General features: G+C 60.3%; 22 protein-coding genes and 1 pseudogene. 11 read left to right on the forward strand and 12 right to left on the reverse strand.

Features of this window, described 5'->3' with window-relative positions:
• Positions 1–6 precede the first annotated feature (6 nt).
• From E4P00_RS09255 to E4P00_RS09270, 4 genes are all read left to right on the forward strand, one after another.
• Positions 7–1,779, forward strand: a complete 1,773-nt coding sequence (locus tag E4P00_RS09255) for an N-acetylglutaminylglutamine amidotransferase (RefSeq protein WP_032880150.1) — start codon at positions 7–9, stop codon at positions 1,777–1,779.
• Positions 1,780–1,782: 3 nt separating this feature from the next.
• Positions 1,783–3,528, forward strand: coding sequence for an N-acetylglutaminylglutamine synthetase (ngg, locus tag E4P00_RS09260; RefSeq protein ID WP_078821927.1), 1,746 nt, complete (start codon positions 1,783–1,785; stop codon positions 3,526–3,528).
• Positions 3,529–3,699: 171 nt separating this feature from the next.
• Positions 3,700–4,884 carry an osmoprotectant NAGGN system M42 family peptidase gene (locus tag E4P00_RS09265; protein ID WP_005789901.1) on the forward strand — a complete coding sequence of 395 codons (1,185 nt, stop codon included), beginning with the start codon at positions 3,700–3,702 and terminating at the stop codon, positions 4,882–4,884.
• A 75-nt stretch (positions 4,885–4,959) separates the two neighbouring features.
• Positions 4,960–5,187, forward strand: coding sequence for a YheU family protein (locus tag E4P00_RS09270; protein WP_003192759.1), 228 nt, complete (start codon positions 4,960–4,962; stop codon positions 5,185–5,187).
• 9 nt (positions 5,188–5,196) lie between these two features.
• On the opposite strand, the gene csrA is transcribed toward E4P00_RS09270, so the two are convergent.
• A complete protein-coding gene (csrA, locus tag E4P00_RS09275) occupies positions 5,197–5,400 on the reverse strand; it encodes a carbon storage regulator CsrA (RefSeq protein WP_005789902.1) in 204 nt (67 codons plus the stop codon).
• 127 nt (positions 5,401–5,527) lie between these two features.
• Positions 5,528–6,343: an SDR family oxidoreductase gene (locus tag E4P00_RS09280; RefSeq protein WP_223018166.1), complete on the reverse strand. Its 816-nt coding sequence runs from the start codon at positions 6,341–6,343 to the stop codon at positions 5,528–5,530.
• 329 nt (positions 6,344–6,672) lie between these two features.
• Here E4P00_RS09280 and E4P00_RS09285 point away from each other — a divergent pair, with 329 nt between their 5' ends.
• Complete coding sequence (locus E4P00_RS09285; protein WP_003192767.1) at positions 6,673–6,825, forward strand: DUF3309 family protein; 153 nt, start codon at positions 6,673–6,675, stop codon at positions 6,823–6,825.
• A 55-nt stretch (positions 6,826–6,880) separates the two neighbouring features.
• On the opposite strand, the pseudogene E4P00_RS09290 reads toward E4P00_RS09285, so the two are convergent.
• The 5 genes and pseudogenes from E4P00_RS09290 to E4P00_RS09310 all read right to left on the reverse strand — a co-directional run bounded on the left by E4P00_RS09290 (position 6,881) and on the right by E4P00_RS09310 (position 12,644).
• Positions 6,881–8,967 (reverse strand): annotated as a pseudogene (locus E4P00_RS09290) (LTA synthase family protein).
• A gap of 397 nt (positions 8,968–9,364) precedes the next feature.
• Complete coding sequence (locus tag E4P00_RS09295; protein WP_003172956.1) at positions 9,365–9,556, reverse strand: PLDc N-terminal domain-containing protein; 192 nt, start codon at positions 9,554–9,556, stop codon at positions 9,365–9,367.
• Between the two features lie 68 nt (positions 9,557–9,624).
• Positions 9,625–10,155 (reverse strand): hypothetical protein, encoded by a 531-nt coding sequence (locus tag E4P00_RS09300; RefSeq protein WP_078821928.1) that lies wholly within the window; start codon positions 10,153–10,155, stop codon positions 9,625–9,627.
• A gap of 40 nt (positions 10,156–10,195) precedes the next feature.
• Positions 10,196–10,711 carry an ankyrin repeat domain-containing protein gene (locus tag E4P00_RS09305; protein ID WP_078821929.1) on the reverse strand — a complete coding sequence of 172 codons (516 nt, stop codon included), beginning with the start codon at positions 10,709–10,711 and terminating at the stop codon, positions 10,196–10,198.
• Between the two features lie 106 nt (positions 10,712–10,817).
• Positions 10,818–12,644 carry a long-chain-acyl-CoA synthetase gene (locus tag E4P00_RS09310; RefSeq protein WP_248131252.1) on the reverse strand — a complete coding sequence of 609 codons (1,827 nt, stop codon included), beginning with the start codon at positions 12,642–12,644 and terminating at the stop codon, positions 10,818–10,820.
• Positions 12,645–13,049: 405 nt separating this feature from the next.
• Between E4P00_RS09310 and E4P00_RS09315 the strand changes: the two genes are divergently transcribed.
• Positions 13,050–13,328 (forward strand): DUF3509 domain-containing protein, encoded by a 279-nt coding sequence (locus tag E4P00_RS09315; RefSeq protein ID WP_003172952.1) that lies wholly within the window; start codon positions 13,050–13,052, stop codon positions 13,326–13,328.
• Between the two features lie 58 nt (positions 13,329–13,386).
• Here the strand turns inward: E4P00_RS09315 and E4P00_RS09320 are convergent, their stop codons facing one another.
• The 4 genes from E4P00_RS09320 to aroC form a co-directional block, all read right to left on the reverse strand.
• Entirely contained in the window at positions 13,387–13,656 is a 270-nt protein-coding gene (locus tag E4P00_RS09320; protein ID WP_032880144.1) for a helix-turn-helix transcriptional regulator, read from the reverse strand.
• Positions 13,657–13,865: 209 nt separating this feature from the next.
• On the reverse strand, positions 13,866–14,396 hold the full coding sequence (locus E4P00_RS09325; RefSeq protein ID WP_078821932.1) for an acireductone dioxygenase: 531 nt from the start codon (positions 14,394–14,396) through the stop codon (positions 13,866–13,868).
• Positions 14,393–15,556, reverse strand: coding sequence for an MFS transporter (locus E4P00_RS09330; RefSeq protein ID WP_032880141.1), 1,164 nt, complete (start codon positions 15,554–15,556; stop codon positions 14,393–14,395). Before E4P00_RS09330 ends, E4P00_RS09325 begins: the two co-directional genes overlap by 4 nt.
• A gap of 90 nt (positions 15,557–15,646) precedes the next feature.
• Positions 15,647–16,738, reverse strand: a complete 1,092-nt coding sequence (gene aroC / locus E4P00_RS09335) for a chorismate synthase (protein ID WP_032880139.1) — start codon at positions 16,736–16,738, stop codon at positions 15,647–15,649.
• 143 nt (positions 16,739–16,881) lie between these two features.
• Here aroC and E4P00_RS09340 point away from each other — a divergent pair, with 143 nt between their 5' ends.
• Together E4P00_RS09340 and E4P00_RS09345 are read left to right on the forward strand one after the other, a co-directional pair.
• Positions 16,882–17,844, forward strand: a complete 963-nt coding sequence (locus E4P00_RS09340) for an alpha/beta fold hydrolase (RefSeq protein ID WP_248131254.1) — start codon at positions 16,882–16,884, stop codon at positions 17,842–17,844.
• A 99-nt stretch (positions 17,845–17,943) separates the two neighbouring features.
• Positions 17,944–18,747: a hypothetical protein gene (locus E4P00_RS09345; RefSeq protein ID WP_248131256.1), complete on the forward strand. Its 804-nt coding sequence runs from the start codon at positions 17,944–17,946 to the stop codon at positions 18,745–18,747.
• Between the two features lie 59 nt (positions 18,748–18,806).
• Here the strand turns inward: E4P00_RS09345 and prmB are convergent, their stop codons facing one another.
• On the reverse strand, positions 18,807–19,715 hold the full coding sequence (gene prmB, locus E4P00_RS09350) for a 50S ribosomal protein L3 N(5)-glutamine methyltransferase (RefSeq protein WP_005789919.1): 909 nt from the start codon (positions 19,713–19,715) through the stop codon (positions 18,807–18,809).
• A gap of 239 nt (positions 19,716–19,954) precedes the next feature.
• Here prmB and E4P00_RS09355 point away from each other — a divergent pair, with 239 nt between their 5' ends.
• The 3 genes from E4P00_RS09355 to E4P00_RS09365 all read left to right on the forward strand — a co-directional run bounded on the left by E4P00_RS09355 (position 19,955) and on the right by E4P00_RS09365 (position 21,635).
• Positions 19,955–20,545, forward strand: a complete 591-nt coding sequence (locus E4P00_RS09355) for a cysteine hydrolase family protein (RefSeq protein WP_248131258.1) — start codon at positions 19,955–19,957, stop codon at positions 20,543–20,545.
• A 136-nt stretch (positions 20,546–20,681) separates the two neighbouring features.
• Positions 20,682–21,002, forward strand: a complete 321-nt coding sequence (locus E4P00_RS09360; RefSeq protein WP_248131260.1) for a hypothetical protein — start codon at positions 20,682–20,684, stop codon at positions 21,000–21,002.
• Positions 21,003–21,077: 75 nt separating this feature from the next.
• The gene (locus E4P00_RS09365) at positions 21,078–21,635 is read left to right on the forward strand and encodes a Smr/MutS family protein (protein WP_005789925.1); all 558 of its coding nucleotides are present in this window, start codon (positions 21,078–21,080) and stop codon (positions 21,633–21,635) included.
• Positions 21,636–21,709: the final 74 nt, after the last annotated feature.

The raw sequence follows: 21,709 nt of genomic DNA on the forward strand, positions 1-21,709 counted from the left end.
GAACTTATGTGTGGATTAGCTGGCGAGTTACGCTTTGATCATCAACCTGCCGACCTGGCAGCCGTAGAACGCATCACTCATCACCTCGCCCCCCGTGGCCCCGACGCATGGGGCTTCCACGCCCAAGGGCCGATTGCCCTGGGCCACCGCCGCCTGAAAATCATGGACCTGTCGGACGGCTCCGCGCAGCCGATGGTTGACGCCCAACTGGGGTTGTCCCTGGCGTTCAATGGCGCGATCTATAACTTCCCGGAACTACGAGAAGAGCTGGAAGCCCTGGGCTACGCCTTCTATTCCGGCGGTGATACCGAAGTGCTGCTCAAGGGCTACCACGCCTGGGGCGAAGCACTGCTGCCCAAGCTCAACGGCATGTTTGCCTTCGCCATTTGGGAACGTGACGCCCAACGTCTGTTCATCGCCCGTGACCGCTTGGGCGTAAAACCTTTGTACCTGTCGCGCACCGGCCAGCGCCTGCGTTTTGCCTCGGCGTTACCGGCGTTGCTCAAGGGCGGCGACATCAACCCGATCCTCGATCCGGTCGCTCTCAACCACTACCTGAATTTCCACGCCGTGGTCCCCGCGCCGCGCACGCTGTTGGCGGGCATTGAAAAGCTGCCGCCCGCCAGCTGGATGCGCATCGACGCAAGCGGCAAGACCGAACAGAAAACCTGGTGGACTCTGCCGTACGGGCCCCATGAGGACGAAAAACACCTGACGCTGGAAGACTGGACCGACCGCGTGCTCGACAGCACCCGCGAAGCCGTGGCCATCCGCCAACGCGCCGCCGTGGATGTGGGCGTGCTGCTCTCCGGTGGCGTCGACTCGAGCATGCTCGTCGGCCTGCTGCGTGAAGTCGGTGTGCAGGACCTGTCCACGTTCTCCATCGGTTTTGAAGACGCCGGTGGCGAGCGCGGCGACGAATTCCAGTACTCGGACCTGATCGCCAAGCATTACGGCACCCGCCACCACCAACTGCGCATCGCCGAAAGCGAGATCATCGAGCAACTGCCAGCGGCGTTCCGCGCCATGAGCGAGCCGATGGTCAGCCATGACTGCATCGCGTTCTACCTGTTGTCGCGGGAAGTCGCCAAGCATTGCAAGGTGGTGCAGAGCGGCCAGGGCGCCGACGAATTGTTCGCCGGTTACCACTGGTACCCGCAGGTGGATGGCGCAAGCGACCCGTATGCCGCGTACCGCGAGGCGTTTTTCGACCGCAGCTACGATGACTACGCGGCCACCGTCGCACCGAAATGGTTGACCGCCAACGACGCTGCCGGCGACTTTGTGCGCGAACATTTTGCCATGCCGGGCGCGGAAGCCGCCGTAGACAAGGCCCTGCGCCTGGACAGCACGGTGATGCTGGTGGACGACCCAGTCAAACGCGTCGACAACATGACCATGGCCTGGGGCCTGGAAGCCCGGACACCGTTCCTCGACTACCGCCTGGTAGAACTCTCGGCCCGCGTACCGGGCAAGTTCAAACTGCCCGATGGCGGCAAACAGGTGCTCAAAGAGGCCGCGCGCCGGGTGATCCCCAGCGAAGTCATCGACCGTAAAAAAGGTTACTTCCCGGTCCCCGGCCTCAAGCATTTACAAGGCGACACCCTGAACTGGGTGCGCGAGTTGCTGCTGGACCCGAGCCAGGACCGTGGCCTGTTCAACCCGGCCATGCTCGATCGCCTGCTGACGGACCCTCAGGGTCAACTGACCCCATTGCGCGGCTCCAAGCTGTGGCAACTGGCGGCGCTGAACCTGTGGCTCAGCGAACAAGGAATCTGATCCATGAAACCTAACGCCGCGGCGTATAGCCAACGCTTGATCAAAGGCCAGGCGCCGACCTACGAGCGCCTGCAGGCCCGGCTTGCCGAAGACGGCAGCCCGCAAGGTCCCGAACCGATTGCCGTGCATTGCGGTTGGGGGCGCTTGTTGATCGGGCATACGTTTCCCGACCCTGCCAGCCTTGCCCTGGAGCTGCTCAACGAACAGCCCGGCGAACGTGATATCGCTCTGTATGTGGCCGCGCCCCAGCAAATCCTCGGGATCGACCCGCAGCAGTTATTCCTCGACCCGTCAGACACCTTGCGCCTGTGGTTCAGTGACTACCGCCCCGCCACCCGTGTGTTTCGCGGTTTTCGGATCCGTCGCGTACAGAGCGAAGCCGACTGGCACGCCGTCAACTTGCTGTATCAGGGCCGCGGCATGTTGCCCGTCGACGTCGAACGCCTCACACCGCGCCATCAAGGCGGCCCGGTGTATTGGCTGGCGGAAGACGAAGACAGCGGCGCCGTGATCGGCAGCGTGATGGGCCTCAACCATCAGAAAGCCTTTCACGACCCGGAAAACGGTTGCAGCCTGTGGTGCCTGGCGGTAGACCCACAGTGCACCCGCCCAGGCGTGGGTGAAGTGCTGGTGCGCCACCTGGTGGAACACTTCATGAGCCGTGGCTTGAGCTACCTGGACCTGTCGGTGCTGCACGATAACCGCCAGGCCAAGAGCCTTTACGCCAAGCTGGGTTTTCGCGCACTGACCACCTTTGCGATCAAGCACAAGAACGGCATCAACCAGCCGCTGTTTCTCGGCCCGGGGCCGCAGGCGGGGTTCAATCCGTATGCACGAATCATTGTCGAAGAAGCCCATCGGCGCGGTATCGATGTGCAGGTGGATGACGCCGATGCCGGGCTGTTCACCCTCAGCCACGGCGGGCGCCGCGTGCGGTGCCGCGAGTCGCTGAGCGATTTGACCAGCGCCATCAGCATGACCCTTTGCCAGGACAAGAGCCTGACCCACAAGGTGCTCAAGGCCGCTGGCCTGAAGTTGCCTGCGCAGCAGTTGGCAGGCAGTGCCGACGACAACCTGGAGTTTCTGGACGAGCACCAGCGCGTGGTGGTCAAGCCGTTGGATGGCGAACAAGGCCAGGGCGTGGCGGTGGACCTGCGAACGATCGAGGAGGTGCAGCAAGCCATCGAAACGGCACGCCAGTTCGACAGCCGCGTACTGCTCGAAAGCTTTCACGAGGGCCTGGACCTGCGCATCCTGGTGATCGGTTTCGACGTAGTCGCCGCCGCGATTCGCCGCCCCGCCGAAGTGATCGGCGACGGTCAGCATTCGATTCGTGCATTGATCCAAGCGCAAAGCCGACGTCGTCAGGCCGCCACCGATGGCGAAAGCAAGATCCCCCTGGACGGCGAGACCGAGCGCACGCTCAAGGCCGCCGGCTACGACTACGACAGCATCCTGCCCCGCGGCCAGACCCTGGCCGTGCGGCGAACTGCCAACCTGCATACCGGCGGTTGTCTGGAAGACGTCACCGCCATCCTGCACCCGACGCTGGTGGACGCCGCCGTGCGCGCCGCCCGCGCCCTGGATATTCCCATGGTCGGCCTGGACCTGATGGTACCGGCGGCCGACCAGCCGGAGTACGTATTTATCGAAGCCAATGAACGGGCCGGGCTGGCCAACCATGAACCGCAACCGACTGCAGAGAAGTTTGTGGATTTGTTGTTTCCACACAGTCAACCGGCCGCTTGAGGCTTGTGTTGAATGTGAAACCGCTATCGGGGGCAAGCCCCCTCCCACATTTTCCTGTGTTCACACATCAAGGGTGGGAGGGGGCTTGCCCCCGATGAGGCCGGCACTGGCAACGAATCTCTCAACCCTATCATCGAAACCATCGATGCCCTCAACTCATCAGGAGTTTCCATGACCAGAACCATCCCAGAACCCGATCTCGCCTACCTGCAAAAAGTGCTGCTGGAGATGCTCGCCATTCCCAGCCCCACCGGATTTACCGACACCATCGTGCGCTACGTCGCCGAACGCCTGGAAGAACTTGGCATCCCGTTTGAAATGACCCGGCGCGGCACTATTCGCGCCACCCTCAAGGGCCAGAAAAACAGCCCTGACCGTGCCGTCTCTGCGCACCTGGACACCATCGGCGCCGCCGTGCGAGCGATCAAGGACAACGGCCGCCTGACCCTGGCACCGGTGGGCTGCTGGTCGAGCCGCTTTGCCGAAGGCAGCCGGGTCAGCCTGTTCACCGATAACGGTGTCATCCGCGGCAGCGTATTGCCGTTGATGGCGTCCGGGCATGCGTTCAACACCGCCGTGGATGAAATGCCGGTCAGTTGGGACCATGTGGAACTGCGCCTGGACGCCTACTGCGCCACTCGTGCCGACTGTGACTCCCTAGGCATCAGCGTCGGTGACTATGTAGCGTTCGACCCACTGCCGGAGTTCACCGAAAGCGGGCATATCAGCGCCCGTCACCTGGACGACAAAGCTGGGGTCGCCGCCCTGCTCGCCGCGCTCAAGGCAATCGTCGACAGTGGCGAACCGCTGCTGATCGACTGCCACCCGCTGTTCACCATCACCGAGGAAACCGGCAGTGGCGCAGCGGCCGCCCTGCCCTGGGATGTCAGCGAGTTTGTCGGCATCGACATCGCCCCGGTCGCCCCGGGCCAGCACTCCAGCGAACACGCGGTGAGCGTGGCGATGCAGGACTCCGGCGGGCCGTACGACTATCACCTGTCGCGGCACTTGCTGCGCCTGGCCGCCGATAACGACTTGCCGGTGCGCCGCGATCTGTTCCGCTATTACTTCAGCGATGCGCACTCAGCGGTTACCGCCGGCCATGACATTCGCACCGCCCTGCTGGCCTTCGGTTGCGATGCCACCCACGGCTACGAGCGTACCCATATCGACAGCCTGGCCGCCCTGAGTCGCTTGCTGGGCGCCTATATCCTCAGCCCGCCGGTCTTTGCCAGCGATGCGCAACCGGCCCAGGGTTCCCTGGATCGGTTCAGTCATCAGATCGAGCATGAAACGCAAATGGAGAGCGACACCCGCGTGCCGTCGGTGGACAGCCTGGTCGGAAACAAGTCCTGACGCCGGCGACAGCTGCTACTGGCAACATAGGTCCCGGCGCAGTAGCATCGCCGGGACCTGACACCTGAGGCTTGTATGCTGATTCCCTACGATGCACTTGAAGTCGACACCCTGACCCGCCTCATCGAAGACTTCGTCACCCGCGACGGCACCGACAATGGCGACGACACGCCGCTGGAAACGCGTGTGCTGCGCGTACGCCAGGCACTGACCAAGGGCCAGGCGCTGATCGTCTTCGACCCCGAGAGCGAGCAATGCCAACTGATGCTCAAGCACGATGTGCCCAAGCACCTGTTCGACTGAAAACCCCGCCTAAGGATTGGGTACCGACACGGGATGCGTGACGGGCCCCTGGCGTTCGCGGATCTTCTGGTAAACCTCGGCGCGGTGCACATTGACGCCCACGGGGGCTTCGATACCGAATTTCACGTGGGTGCCGTTCACTTCGAGAATATAGACGGTGATGTCATCGCCAATAGCGATGGCTTCGCCTATGGTGCGGCTTAAGACCAGCATGGCGTGTGTCCTTTTCAAGTAGCAGGACCTGGACCATGCGCCCTTGGAAATGGACCGGCAATGGCTTGCTGGAAAATCAGGCATTACCTACACAGGTAGGTAATTTGCCTGACAGACTTCATCCAAATCAGCCCTTAACGACCTGCGCCTTCGCGCGCATCTTGTCGGCCATCAGCGTCATTTCGTCATACAGCAACTGCGGGTTTTTCTGCTTCAGGGCCCAGGCCATGCGCCCTTGCTCATGGGGCAGGATCATGAATTCGCCCGCGGCCACGCGCTGGTAGATGTAATCGGCGATATCGGTCGCCGAAATAGGTGAACTTTCAAGCAACTTGCCCACCTGCGCCTTCATGGCCGGGGTCGGCCCACGGAAGGAGTCGAGCAGGTTGGTCTGGAAAAACGATGGGCACACCACGTGCACGCCCACTTCCTGCTGCTTGAGCTCGACCAGCAGGCTTTCCGACAACGCCACTACGCCGGCCTTGGCCACGTTGTAGTTGCTCATGGCCGGCCCCTGCATCAATGCAGCCATCGACGCGATGTTGATGATCCGGCCCTTGCTCTTCTCCAACAGCGGCAGGAACGCCTTGCAGCCCTTGACCACGCCCATCAGATTGATTGCGATCTGCCAGTCCCAATCCTCCAGGGACAGTTCGGCGAAGAACCCACCCGAGGCCACGCCTGCGTTGTTGACGATCACATCAATGCCGCCGAGCTTGACCTCGCACGCCTGGGCAAACGCGGTGAGCTGGCTGTAGTCGCGCACGTCGCAGCGCTGGATAAACCCTTCCCCCCCCGCCTCGCGCACAAGTTTGAGGGTCTCCTGCAAACCGGGCTCACTGACATCCGACAACGCCAACTGCCAGCCCTCACGGGCCCAGCGCAGAGCGATTTCACGACCCAGGCCGGACCCGGCGCCAGTGATCATCATGCGGTTTTGCATAGGAAGTAGCCTTGTGGTTTACCGAAGAAGTGACCGGCAGTGTAGCGAAGGTTTTTCCCGCACCCACGCACCATCAGATTGATGAATGCCCCAGGCAAACCGTGGGCCGGGTCGCAGGCACGCATATAGCCCAAGTTCAATTTTTTTCAACTGATTAGTTCAAGTTGCGCACGGGTTAAAAGAAATAAGCAACTAATCAAAATGTTTTAGAAAAACAATGAATTTTCTGCGAAGTGCATGAGTCGGAATGGTTAAGACGTCCCGATGCACATGGACGAGATAACGGTCAAACAGCCGGTTTTTGCACAGAACCTATAAGGAATAAAACCATGAGCCTCATTCTAATCATTATCCTGATCCTTCTATTGGTCGGCGGCCTGCCAGTGTTCCCGCACTCGCGTAACTGGGGTTATGGACCGTCGGGTATCCTGGGTGTGGTGCTGGTCGTCCTGCTGGTGCTGTTGTTGCTCGGCAAGATATAAAAGCCGGGACAAAAAAAGAGGCCTCGATCGAGGCCTCTTTTTTATTGCCGGTCAGTTAGTCCGGCTTACCATCTACAACACCTGCGGTGTTATCCAGCAGGCTCTTGGTAGCGGTCTGCAGGAACGACTCAAGTTTCTGCTTGAGCGCAGCTTCGTCCGGCGACTCAGGGATCACCTTGCCAGTCGGTTCGGCGCCCAGGGTGTATTCCCACAACTTGGGTGGCATTTCCTTGGGCAATACCAGTACGCGGTCAGCGGTAAGCAAGGCCACGGTCTGGTCGCTGCCCGATGGCTTGATCACGCCGAAGCCCTTGTCGCCTTCCGGCAGGTTCAACAGGTCACGCCCCCAGCACTGGTGCAATGTGTCACCACCCAGGCGGCCCATGATGGTCGGCACGATGTCGATCTGGGTGCCCACGGTGTGGTCACGTACGCCGAACTTTTCCTGCATGCCAGGTGCGATCATCAGCATCGGCACGTTGAAGCGGCCCAGGTCCATTTCGGTGATCTGTTGCTCGTTGCCGAAACCGTGGTCGCCCACAATCACGAACAGCGTTTCCTTGAAGTACGGCTCCTTGCGGGCCTTTTCAAAGAACTGGCCCAGAGCCCAGTCAGAGTAGCGCATGGCCGTCAAATGCTCGTTGAGGCTGCCACGGTCGGTGACTTTTTCAACCGGCAATGGCGTCGGCAACGCGTACGGGGTGTGGTTGGACAAGGTTTGCAGCAATGCGTAGAACGGCTTGCCGCCTTCACGGGCTTTGAGTTCCTCCAGGCCACGGTTGAACATGTCCTGGTCGGACACGCCCCATGTCGGGTCGGAGAACACCGGGTCGACAAAGTCATTACGGCCGATGAAGTTGGTCATGCCCTGGTTGCTGAAGAAGCCCGACTGGTTGTCCCAGGCGAAATCGCCGTTGTAGACATACACATCGTCGAAATCACGCGCACTGAGCAACTGCGGCAGGCCCGACAACTTGTGGCTGCCTTCCGGGGTCTGCATCAGGTATTCGAAGCCCGGCAGGTTCGGGAAGCAGGCCATGGTGGCGAACATACCCTGGTGGGTGTGGGTACCGTTGGAGAAGAAGCGGTCGAACAGCAAGCCTTCCTTGGTCAGCTTGTCGAAGTACGGCGTGATATTGCCCGGACGCCCCAACGCGCCTACCGAGTGACCGGCGAAGCTTTCCATCAGGATCACTACGACGTTCTTGATCGGCAGGGTTTTCTCGGCCGGCGGCGTGAAATCACGGCGCACGGCAGCGGTGTCGGTATCCACCAGTTTTTCGCTCGGCAACACCAGCATGTCGCGCACGGTCTGGGTGGCCAGCGGTTGTTCGAGGGTGGCTTTCCAGATGTTGGCACGGTCTTCACCGAACCGCGCCTTGGCCGCCGCGATCAGCGACAGGGTGCCATTGAGGCCCAACTGGTTGGCGAAGTTCGAATCGGTGGTGTAGACATCCCCCCAACGCAATGGCGGGCCCCGACGCAGGGGCCGCGAATGGCGACCACGGCGACCAGCAGGCAAACCACGAATACAGCGATGCGGCTGTACCACGGAGCCACCTGGCGCGTGCTGATCGTACCGCCGCTGAACGGGCCACGCGGGCGCGTTGCACGGTCGGCGCCCTTGAAGGCCATGCTCAGGATCAGCGTGCCCACGGCCCAGGCCAGCAGGTAGCGCACCACCGGGAAACCGTACCAGAGCATGCTCATCACGGTTTTCGGGTCTTCCTTCACATACTGGAAGACCAGGCCGTTGAGGCGCTGGTGGAATTCACGGTAGAAGTCCATTTCCATCAGCCCCAGGAACAAGGCGATGCTGGACACGACGGTCAGCCACAAACGGAAGAAACCCCGTGCCGCCATGGCCCGTACACTGAACAACGCCAGCAGCAACGGGATCAGCAGGTACATCACCAAGCGGATATCCAGGCGCAGGCCATTGGCAAACGCTTCCAGGAACGTCGAGGCCGGCGTGTCCAGGATCATCTCGCGGTTGTAGACCAGCAACGCCAGGCGCAGCAGGGAGAACATCACCATCATGACCAGTGCGCAGAGCAGCGTGTACGCCAGATGGGATTTGACGGTCGGTTGCAGCAGGCGATTTGAAGCTCGCTGCTGATTCAGGGCGTCCGGGTTTGCCATGTCGTTTTAGGACCCATTGGAAGTTTAAGTTGCGAAATAATGCAGTGGCGTCCGCCCTCGCCCAGGCTGGCTGGGGTAAGCGGTTTACGCGGTGGCACAAATGGTGCCCGATCAAGGCCGGCAAGGCTATTAATTACTGAACGTGCAACCTTGTCGTGTCTTTAAAGGCCCCAGGGATAGAGCCTTGGCAGGCGAATAAAGCCGGCGAATTGTCTTGGATGGAATGTGAAAATTCTGTACAGCGAATATTTCGATACACAAATTTTTCGAACAAATGTGGGAGGGGGCTTGCTCCCGATAGCGGTGTGTCAGTGAGCTTATTTGTCACTGATCCACCGCTATCGGGAGCAAGCCCCCTCCCACATTGACTGCGCCGACTCCAGGAGGAGTGAGGCGCTCAGATCCGCACGTTACCGCGTGGCCCGGCAATAGCCCAGATAATCAGACCCAGTACCGGCAACAGCAGGATCAACAGGATCCACAGCACTTTGGCACCTGTGCTTGCGCCGCTTTTGAACACGTTGATGATCGCCCAGATATCCAGCGCGAGGATGATCAGGCCAATCAGGCCGTTGAAAGTGGAACCCATGGTGTCGCTCCTAAGTGAGGGCATGCACTTGTAGGATAGTCAGCCTTGGCGGGGGTTCCGTTTTAATTTCAGACGTGCACGGCGATCTTCAATGCCTCAAGCGACGGCTCAGCCTTGATGCCGACTTCAACGCACAGTTGCAGCACGCGCGGCAGGTCGTTGCCGAACACCAATACGGCCTGGATCTCATCATCGAGCAACTGACTGAAGTTCATCAGCACATAACCGCCGTCTTCCGGGCTCAAGGCGCTCATCTGAATCTGGATGCGGTTCAACGCGGTCAGGTCTTCAGTCTTGGTCAATTGCTTGGGCTTGAGATTGAACGCCACGCCCGGACCAAACGAGGCGACGATCTGCGCGAACAGGTCGCCGTAGGTATCAGCCTGAAACAACACCGTGTCGGGCAGGCTGCCGACCACCACCCACTCCCCCAGCGGTATCGGGAAGCTGTCGTCGTAGTTGATATCCGGGTTAGCCGCCAGGAAAGCGGCCGGGTCTGCGTAGGCTTGCGCCGCTTCGTCGGCAATACGTGCCACCTCGTCCTCAGCCATGACGCCGGCGCTGATTTTGCTGATGAGTTCGACGAGGGCGGTTTTCATGGGCGATCCTGTAGCGGGCGGGTTTTCGAGGGCGCGTAGCCTACACCAGTTTCTGCAACTGCGCCGCCGTATCCACCGCGCCCATGGTCTGTGCCGCAGCCAGTGCCGTGGCACCTTGAGCGTCGGTAGCCTTGGGATTGGCGCCTTGACCGAGCAGGTATTCGACCATTTCAACGCGGTTGAACATCGCCGCCATCATCAACGCCGTACGCCCATCCGATGAGGCCGCCTCAACCGGCGTGCCGCCTTCGATCAGGGCCTGAACCACCGGCAGGTTGCCTTTGAACGCCGCGCCGGCAATCGGCAACTGGTTCTTGTCATTGGCGATCAAGGGGTCGGCCTTGAATTCCAGCAGTACTTTTACCGCCTCGGAGTGGCCGTGGTAGGCCGCGAGCATCAATAAGGTGTCGCCATTGTGATTACGAAAGTTGGCCGGCAAGCCCTTGGCCAATAACGCAGCAAGCATGGCTGCATCGCCGCGGCGGGCCACGTCGAAGACCTGCTCGGCAAATTCGGCGGCTTCGTCTTCGGTCATTTGTTTAGGCTGATCTGACATGGGGGCTCCTTGCTGAGGCGGCTTGTGTAACTGAATAAGGCGCCCAGTGTCGCGATGGAGTTCCCCCCTGTCATGGCTTTTTTGTCAAAAGCCGCCATAGCCAGAATCAATAACGAAAGTGCCCGCCCTGGATCTGCGCCAATAATTGCCCGGTAACCGGCACGTAGCTCTGCGAACCTGGCAGCCAGGCGTACACCGGGTCATTGCCGGCCTTGGCGGGGTCGAATGCTTCCTCTTTGAGTTTCATTTTCTGGTACTTGAAGGTGCCGGTGGTTTCCATTTTTACCTTGATCCGCAGGAACAGCGGCACCGCATAGTGCGGCAACTGGCCGTGGGCAAATTGCAGCAGTTCGCGCATGTCCAGGGCAGCCAGAGACTCACTCGGGGTGATGGCGACCATGCCAGCACGGCCATTGGTGTTCGCGATCTCGACACCATAAGCCACCACTTCGGCGATTTGCGGGTGTTGCAGCAGCACGTTTTCCACTTCGGTGGTCGAGACGTTTTCACCCTTCCATCGGTAGGTGTCCCCCAGGCGATCGACAAATTGCGCATGACCGAAGCCGATGCTGCGTACCAGATCGCCAGTATTGAAATACCGGTCGCCCTTCTCGAACACGTCGCTGATCACCACTTTGCGATTTTTTTGCGGGTCGGTGTAGCCATCGAACGGTGACTTTTCATCGATCTTCGCCAGCAACAAGCCCTGCCCGCCCGTTGAGACCTTGTGCATGAACCCATCACTGCCGCGCAACGGTTCACCTGTGTCAGGGGCGTAATCCACCAATGCCCAATGCTGCAGGCAAAAGCCGATGGTGTTGTCAAAATTCAGCACGTTGGTAAAACCGATATTGCCGTCACTGGCCGCATACAGTTCGCAAATATGCTCCACCTCATAGCGCTGTTTGAACTGCGCCCATACACCGGGGCGCAGGCCATTGCCGACCATCTTGGTCACGCGGTTATCGCGATCCTGTTCGCTGAGGGGCTGGTCGAGCAAATAGCGGCATAACTCACCGACATAGCCGAGGGTGGTTGCGTTGAACTTGCGCGCATCCTCCCAGAACTGGCTGGCGCTGAACTTGCGCCGAATGGCGAAGCCGGACGCGCCGATAATGGCCGAGCCCCAGCACACGCACAAACCGGTGCCGTGGTACAGCGGCAAGGTGCAATAGAGAACGTCGTGCGGTGCCATGTCCAGGGCAATCCTGCCGAAGCTCACAGCGGTTTTGGTCCAGCGCCCATGCTTCATGATGCCGGCCTTGGGCAAGCCGGTGGTGCCGGAGGTGTAGATATAGAAGCAGGGATCGTTGTAGGAAATCTGCGCGCAGATCGCAAGGTTGTCCACCGGGTGCCCGGCACTGGCCGCCATCAGGTCGATGTAGCCCTCAGGAACTGCACCATCGGGTTGATCCGCCACAAACCAAGTGCGCTCGGCCGGGATCTGCACCTGATCGCGCACCGCTGCGTAGGCGCTCAGCAACTCTGCCCCCACCACAATGGCAACCGGGTCGACCAGCGTCAGGCTGTGCACCAGCGTCCCCTGGGTTTGCGACGTATTGAGCATGGCGCAGACGCCGCCCAGCTTGGCCACGGCCAACACGTTGAGCAGCAACTCGGGGCGATTTTCAATTAACAGCGCTACCACGTCGCCTTTGCGAATGCCCTGGTCATGCAGGTGATGGGCGATGCGATTGGCCTGCTGATTGGCGTCGCGATAGCTGATCACCTGGTCAGCGTAAAGCAGCGCGGCACCGTCAGGATTGCGCAAGGACGCTTGCTCGAAATGCCAGCCCAGGCCGCAGGGTTGCCTGGGGTCGGTGACATTGGCCGCGCGCATGCCGCGTACCACACGCGGGAGCGCCCGAACGATGGCAGGCACCTTTCGCAGCATCATGCCCCAGGTAATCATGTCGTTTTGCCGATGGCTCATGGCGGGACTTCCTTTTTCTTATATTTGGTCGAGTCCGGATACATGACGAGCCCGTAGGCACTCGCCAATGCGTTACAGGAAAATACGTCAGCCCTTCTTGGGCTGTACACGCGGGATTTGAAAAGTTTTGTATCCCAAAGGGCAGTCGCCGCAGGCAACGGAATTTTCCGGCAAAAAAGGCGGTCAATAGCTGTAAGGCAAGCCCGACACCTTCGCAAAGGCGCCGACTAAATAACGCAAAATGCAGGATGCACGATGGCCTTTCATGCAAATTGCACGAAAATGAAAATTCGATTATTTTATAAGTTTCTGATTTTTAAAGACTTTTTTCTTTAACCAATACTGGCACAATCACTGCACCTATCACTCCATGCTTGCCAACTTGAGCCAATGGAGCTGATAGACATGAGCCTGATCCAAGATAAATTCGCTTCGGTATTCTCCAACTACGACGTCACCACCCAGCCACGTCCTGACGGAGGGATCCTGTTGACCCTGCGCAACAGCGAAGGCAAACAGGTCAAGCGCTCGATCTCGTACCAGCAATTGCACACCGCCGATCAATTGACCTGGGTGATCAGCGCCATTCGCCGTGACCTGGCCGAACAAGCCAGCGAGCTGCCGCAGATTTCCATGCTGCAAAGCCAGAACCGCTTTGCGCTGCCGACCTACCATTCGGCATAAGCGACAGACATGAAAAGGGCCGCGACGCCGTTGAGCGTCGCGGCCCTTTTTTGTGCCTTCAGCACAAGCCTTGGCGAGTGGCTTCGTTTTTCGCCTGTACCCGGTTGGTCACGTCCAGCTTGCCGTAGATATTGCGCAGATGAAACTTCACCGCCGCTTCGGAGGTGCCGCGAATCTGGCTGATCTCCCAGATGGTCTTGCCCTCGGAAGCCCACCGCAGGATTTCCAGCTCCGTCGGGGTCAGGGGCTTGCCGGACAAGTTCAGGCGTTTTCTGATAGCCGTCGGCACGCTATCGATCGGGGCACACGTCTGCTCTGGGCTGCTCATCGCTCTCTCCTTATATCTGCTGATGCGGCACCGCCTTTCGGACTCCTCCTATTGACAGATGACATAAACATTGGCGCCGCACAGAGAGTTACATAACCAGCGGAGTGAAAGCGTACAACACAGAACAAACAGCTTCGCCCTACGAATATTCAGGCGTTTTCCCACAACAAGTTCCAACTTGCCCGGGTTGAACATTTAGATATTTATGCTTAGTCGTCCAACCCTGGAAAACGCGCGGCAATGTTATCTGCGCTGAACGTCGGCACCTCGCCCTGGGCGGTGTTGAACAAACGCAGCGCCACCAAGTGCGGGTTCTCGCCGATGTCGAGCCAGTGCGACATACCCGCCGGGATAACCAACAGGTCATTTTTCTCGGCGCGCACGCCGTATACATAATCACCCACATGCAGCATGAACAGGCCCTGGCCGGCGATGAAGAAATACGCGTTATCTTCACGATAGGTGCGCTCTACCAGGAACGGGTCACGCAATTCATGCATCTGGGGATGGTCGCCCGTCACGCTGATCACCTTCGCCGTGGCATAGCCGAGCGCATCGATCTGTGGACGGTACGCCGCGATCATTTGCGCGTCACTGGCGCCTTTCTCGATAACGCTGGGCTGCCAACGTTCAAAGCCTATGCGGTGTTCGGCCAGGGTCGACTGGATGTCGTCGAAATGGGTCAGCACCTTGTTGGGTGTGTCCGCGGTGGCGATGTGGTAAACGGCTACGTAACTCATTGCACGGTTCCTTGATTCGGCTCTTGCAATCGAAGGCCAATGATAATGGCGGCGGCCAGCGCAGCGACGCTGGCGATACTGAACGTCAGGGTCGGGCCCAGCAGGTTCCAGCTATAACCGGAATACAGGGCGCCGAGGGCACCGCCAGTACCGGCCAAGGCAGCGTACAGGGCTTGGCCCTGGCCTTGCTGACGGTCACCGAAGCTGCGCTGCACAAAGGCAATCGCCGCCGCGTGAAAACTGCCGAATGTGGCTGCGTGCAGGAGCTGCGCCAACAGCAACACCCAGAAAAATTCGGCAAAGGAGCCCAGCAGCAACCAGCGCAGCGCCGCCAGCACAAAGCTGGCCAGCAGCACCCGGCGCACCGAAAAACGCGCCAGGATACGGCTCATGGCCAGGAACATCAGGACCTCCGCCACCACCCCCAGGGCCCACAACATCCCGATCACGCCACGGCTGTAGCCCAAGTGTTCCAAGTGCAGAGTGAGGAAGGTGTAATACGGGCCATGGCTCATTTGCATCAATGCCACGCAGGCATAGAACGCCAGCACCCCGGGACTGCGCAATTGCTTGAGGAAACCGTCACCGGCCAAGCGATTGCCGTGGCTGGCAGGCTGGGCATTGGGCACCCACAGGCTGGCGCCGATGATGCCGGCCATGATCACTACCACCACGACCGGGTAGATATCCAGGCTCAGCCAGTCGAACAGCCGCCCCATGATCACTACAGTGAGGATAAAGCCGATGGAGCCCCACAGACGGATCTGGCTGTAGCGCGAGGTTTGCTTGTGCAGATGGGCCAGGGTGATGACCTCAAACTGCGGCAGCACCGCGTGCCAGAAGAATGCGTGCAGGGCCATGACCATCGCCAGCCAGGCGTAGGTCTTGCTGACGAAGATCAGGCAGAAACTGGCCAGGGTACAGGCCGCGCCAAATCGCACAATGGCCAGGCGCCGGCCGGTGAAGTCGCCGATCCAGCCCCACAGGTTAGGCGCCACGCAGCGCATCAGCATGGGGATGGCCACCAGTTCGCCGATACGCGCGCTGGAAAAGCCCAGGTGATCGAAGTACAACGCCAGGAACGGCGCCGTCGCCCCGAGCAGGGCGAAGTAGAACAGGTAAAAGCTGGAAAGGCGCCAGTATGGGAGCGGTGGGGTCATTTTATTGGGGCTGCTTCGCAGCCCGGCGCGAGCAAGCTCGCTCGCCACAACAAGCGCACTCACCCTGGCAAGCTCGCTTGCCGGCGGCGATCACAGTTGGCCCAGTACCGGTGTGGTCACGCGCACATCGGCATTTTGCCCACGGTTGCGCAGCAGGTGGTCCATCAACACGATGGCCATCATGGCTTCGGCAATCGGTGTGGCGCGGATGCCGACGCACGGGTCATGACGGCCCTTGGTGATCACGTCCACCGGGTTGCCGTGTACATCGATCGAACGGCCCGGTGTGGTAATGCTTGAGGTCGCCTTGAGCGCCAGGTGCGCAACAATCGGTTGGCCGGAGGAAATACCGCCAAGGATGCCACCCGCATTGTTGCTGAGGAAACCTTCAGGCGTCAGCTCATCGCGATGTTCGGTTCCGCGCTGGGCAACACAGGCGAAGCCTGCGCCGATTTCCACGCCTTTGACCGCGTTGATGCTCATCAGCGCGTGGGCCAGTTCGGCGTCGAGGCGGTCGAAGATCGGCTCGCCCAGGCCCGGCTTGACGCCTTCGGCCACCACGGTGATCTTGGCACCGACGGAGTCCTGGTCGCGGCGCAACTGGTCCATATAGGCCTCCAGCTCCGGCACCTTGTCCGGGTCGGGACAGAAGAAGGCGTTGTCTTGCACGCTGTCCCAGTTCTTGAACGGGATCTCAATCGGACCCAACTGGCTCATGTAGCCACGGATGACGATGCCTTGGGTGGCCAGGTATTTCTTGGCGATGGCACCGGCGGCCACGCGCATGGCGGTTTCACGCGCCGAGCTGCGGCCCCCGCCGCGGTAGTCGCGCTCGCCGTATTTATGGTGGTAGGTGTAGTCGGCATGGGACGGACGGAACACATCCTTGATTGCCGAGTAGTCCTTGGACTTCTGGTCGGTGTTGCGAATCAACAAGCCAATGGCGCAGCCGGTGGTGCGGCCCTCGAACACCCCGGAAAGGATTTCGACTTCGTCCGGCTCCTGGCGCTGGGTGGTGTGGCGGCTGGTGCCGGGCTTGCGGCGGTCGAGGTCACGCTGCAGGTCGTCCAGGGACAGCTCAAGGCCTGGTGGGCAGCCGTCGACAATGGCGACCAACGCCGGGCCATGGCTTTCGCCCGCGGTGGTGACAGTGAACAGCTTGCCGAAGGTATTGCCGGACATGCAGGGCGCTCCGTGAAATCAGTTGAATCAAGTCAACCGTAATAACTTAAGGCGGCCAGTATACGCAGGCTAACCGACTAGTTCATCCTCGAAACCTTACCGGTAGACATTGGTCCAACCGGCACCTCACTGATGATGGCGCGATGATGCTGCGAGTTCTGCTGTTCACCCTTACCCTGTTTACCGCCGCGGTCCAGGCCGCCTCCCCTGTGGTATTGCAACGCCCTATCAGCCTGGACACCGGCAGCGGCCAACTGTTTGGCTCATTATTGTTGCCGCAGTCCGACAAACCGGTGCCGGTGGTGCTGATCATCGCCGGCTCCGGCCCTACCGACCGCAATGGCAACAGCGCCGACGGCGCCCGCAATGACAGCCTCAAGCGCCTGGCCTGGGTGCTTGCCCGACATAACATCGCCAGCGTGCGCTACGACAAGCGCGGGGTCGCCGCCAGCCTGGCCGCCACGCCGGATGAGCGCAACCTCACCCTGGACGCCTATGTGTCCGATGCGGTGGCCTGGGGCAAGCTGCTCAAGGCCGACAAGCGCATGGGCCCGTTGATTGTGCTGGGCCATAGCGAAGGCGCGCTGGTAGCCGCCCTCGCCGCGCCGCAACTGGCGCCGGCCGGGGTGATTTCCCTATCGGGCAGCGCCCGCCCGGTAGACCAGGTGATTCGCCAGCAACTGGCCGATCACTTGCCCCCTGCCCTGTTGTTGCGCAGCAATGAAATCCTCGACCACCTCAAGGCCGGCCAAGTGGATGCCGACGTGCCGCGCCCACTCGAAGGCATCTTCCGACCAAGCGTGCAGCCTTATCTGATCAGCCTGTTCCGCGCCAACCCATCGGCCGCCTTCGCCAGGCTGAACATGCCGGCGTTGATCATCCAGGGCACCAACGATATTCAGGTCGGCGTAGCGGATGCCCAGCAGTTGAAACACGCCAAGCCCGACGCGCAGTTGACGGTTATCGAAGGCATGAACCACGTGATGCGCATCGTGCCCAACAACGTGAAGCAGCAACTGGCGTCCTACAATGACCCGAAACTGCCCCTGGCTGCGGAACTGGGCCAGCGTATCGTCGCGTTTATCGACGGACTTCAACCCCGTTAAGCGACAATTTGCCTCCAGTCCTGGGCAAACCGGCCGATAAGTCCAGAGTCGACAGTAAAAAGACTGTCGGCTTGCTGGGCTTGGACAGGATCGCGCCGCATGACAACCACCGAAGCAACACCCGAATCTACCGCCGACACCTCGACTGCAACCGCGGCCGTCGAGGCGGCGGCCCTGCCGTGGGCGGACGTCCACGCCGAACACTTCAAGATGCTGCGCCTGGCTCCGCTGACCACCGACCGTGCCACTGGCGCACGGCCGTTGCGCTTTGTGCAGTTCGGCTATGCCGAGCGCCACGACAAGCACCACAGCCTGTTGCGCATGGTTATTCAACTGCCCGGCCAGCGAGTACGCCGCGAGCAGAACCACCTGGATATCTGGGTGGACCACGATAAACATCGCGTGCATTTCGGCCCAGGCAACAGCCTGGAAATCGAACCGGCCAACCGGGGGATCGGCCGTTTCCTGGTCGCTCAGGCCGCCGCCTGGGCGAAGAAGAAGTGGTCCCACTACCGCGTCGACGGTGTAGACCTGGCCAACAAGGACGCCCTCAACGAAGCCACGCGCCTGCGTCGTGATCACTTCCTGCGTATCCAGGGATTTGATGTGGCCTATGCCGACGTGCAGCACCTCAAAGGCAATGTGCAGCCGGGCAAGGTTAGCGACGTGCTGGACAGTTGGAACACCGAGAAGGTGCAGTTCGTGGAGATCCTCGAAGCCGCGCAGATGCTGCAACAGGCCGATCAGAACCTGGCGGAACAGGAAGTGAAGCTGCGCAAGGAAGAGGAAAAAGTCATCAAGTTCAAGCGCGAGGACAGCGGGCTGCGCTTTACCATCACGTGCCTGGTGGCGTTTACGGTGTTTCAGGCAGGGTTGTTGATCTGGATTGCCACGCACCGCTGATAGATTGAAATGCAATCAAAATGTGGGAGCCAGCTCCCACATTGACCGAGTTTCTGCAGTTATATCCGGGCAGCGAAAACGGCCTGGTGTTGGCGACACTGCTCAGCCGTCAGCATGAACACCCCATGCCCACCCCGCTTGAAGTCCAGCCAGGCAAAGTCGACTTCCGGATACAGCGCGTCAACATGCACCTGGCTGTTGCCCACTTCGACAATCAGCAAACCCTTCTCGGTCAGATGGTCCGCCGCTTCGGCCAGCATCCGGCGTACCAGGTTCAGGCCGTCGTCACCACAGGCCAGGCCCAGTTCCGGCTCGTGCTGGTATTCATCCGGCATGTCGGCAAAATCTTCGGCATCCACATACGGCGGGTTTGACACGATCAGGTCGAATCGCTGGCCGGGCAAGCCGTCAAAACCATCGCCCTGCACGGTATAGACCCGCTCATCGACGCCATGGCGCTCGATATTCTGGTTTGCCACTTCAAGGGCTTCGAAGGACAGGTCACCCAGTACCACTTCGGCCTCCTGGAACTCGTACGCACAGGCAATGCCGATGCAACCGGAGCCGGTGCACAGGTCGAGGATGCGCGCCGGCGGCTGCGCCAACCAGGGTTCGAAGCGGTTTTCGATCAGTTCGCCAATCGGTGAACGCGGGATCAACACGCGCTCATCGACAATAAACGACATGCCGCAGAACCACGCCTCTTTCAACAGGTAGGCGGTGGGCACACGCTCGTGAATACGGCGATGCAGTAAACGCTGCACATGGGAGATTTCCTCTTCTTCGAGGTTGCAATCCAGGTAGCTGTCAGCAATTTCCCACGGCAGGTGCAAGGCGCCGAGCACCAATTGCCGGGCTTCGTCCCAGGCATTGTCGGTGCCATGGCCAAAAAACAGGTCTTCCCCATGGAAACGGCTGACAGCCCAACGGATATGGTCGCGCAAAGTGCGCAGGCGGGAAGTGATCACGGGGCAAGCTCCTGGAAAAAACGACTGGCAATTCTAACAGCCTTCACCTGTACCGACGATGTACGAAAACACTGGCGCCGTACGTCGGATTTCATCCAATTGCCCCGCATTGTGTTAAACAAGCCCACCTCTTGACATGGCTGCACGCCAGCAACGGCGTACCTTACGATAGTAGCGATTCACAGAAGCGCTCAGCCAGTGGACAATGTCGCAAAAGCCCCACTCACAGGAGCCCCAGAATGTCCGTTCCAAAGACGATGTTTCAACTCAGCGGTCGCGGTTACGCAGCAGCCAACCTCAGTCATGCGACCCTCGTGATCATCGACGCCCAGAAGGAATACCTCAGCGGCCCGCTCGCCCTCTCGGGCATGGACGCAGCTGTCGCTAATATCAAACAACTGGTCAGCGCCGCGCGCAATGCCGGGCGCCCGATTGTGCATGTACGCCACTTGGGTACCGTAGGCGGTCTGTTTGATCCACAGGGCGAGCGCGGCGAATTCATCCCGGGGCTTGAGCCAGAGGGTGACGAAACCATCATCGGCAAGCTGCTGCCGAGCGCCTTCCACGGCACCGGCCTGGAAAAACACTTGCAGGACCTTGGCTCCCTGGACCTGATCGTCTGCGGCTTCATGAGCCACTCCAGCGTCAGCACCACCGTGCGTGCGGCCAAGAACCTGGGCTTTCGCTGCACCCTGGTGGAAGACGCCTGCGCCACTCGCGACCTGCCCTACAAGGACGGCACCCTGAGCGCCGAACATGTGCAGCACACCGAAATGGCGATCATGGCCGACAACTTCGCCACCCTCACACTGACTAAAGATCTGATCTGATCATTCTGGCGTTGAGCGGCGTGTTTATTGCTCCGCTCATCCGCAAAGCCCTTTCATTTGGCGCATTTACCCCTCCCTCCGGAACAACCTGTGTATTGTCCGGTCGAAGGGCCGATACCCTGGAGGAAAGGTCGGAATGAAGATATCCGATGGTTTTGATGCTCGTCGCTTGCGCCCCAGGGGCCCGAGCAACTGGCGTCTGCGCCTGGTGGCAGGCATTGCCGCGTTGCTGGCGATCATAGGCTTGTTGTTGGCAGGCGCTGGTGGCGCCGGCCTGTTTGGGCATTCGCCGGCACTGGGCGAGTTGAATGCCAGCCCGGGCGGCTCGGCGATCCTGTTGGGGATCGGCCTGCTGGTGCTGTGGTTGGGCGTATGGTTATGGCGCCGCAGCCGTCGGCGGATGCGTCAGCCCTTGTCGTTGAATATCGCCTCGCACCTGATGAAAAAGCACGACTGATGGCGCTTGGATAGCGTTTGCTGCGCCCTGGCCGCCGCGATTTAGGTAAACTGCCCGCCCTTCGCGGAGGCTGACATGCAAGACGACGATTTTTCCCTGTTCAAAAACGAGCTGCGCGGCGTCAAGCCGATCAAGCACGACCGCGCCGACACCGGCAAACCCAAGACCGACCGGGCACAGATCGCCAAGCTGCGCCAGGCCGCGACCGTGCGCAGCGATGCCACTACCGTGGATGGCCTGTCGGATCAGTTCGTGATTGACGTCGGCCCCGAAGACGAGCTGATGTGGGCCCGAGATGGTGTGCAGGAAAGCCAGATGCGCAAGCTCAAGGCCGGCCAGGTCCCGTTCGAAGGCAGCCTCGACCTGCACGGCATGAACGTGGAAAAGGCCCGGGAAACCCTGTGGGCCTTCCTCGCCGAAGCGACTAAATTCGAAATCCGCTGCGTGCGCGTCACCCACGGCAAGGCTGTGCGGCTGGATGGCAAGCGGCCAATGATCAAGAGCCACGTCAACACCTGGCTGCGTCAACATGCCCAGGTGCTCGGCTTTACTTCCTGCCAGGCCCGCCACGGCGGTGCCGGTGCGGTGTATGTGATGCTCAAGCGCACCATGCTCGAAGGCCGCGACGAGTAAAGTGCCATCGTCAGGCTTGCAGCGATGTGCCCGCCACCGTAACCTTGCGCTTTGCGAAAATCCCACAGGTAGTT

The sequence above is a fragment of the Pseudomonas sp. B329 genome (genome assembly GCF_023127835.1).
GTDB lineage: Bacteria > Pseudomonadota > Gammaproteobacteria > Pseudomonadales > Pseudomonadaceae > Aquipseudomonas > Aquipseudomonas synxantha_A.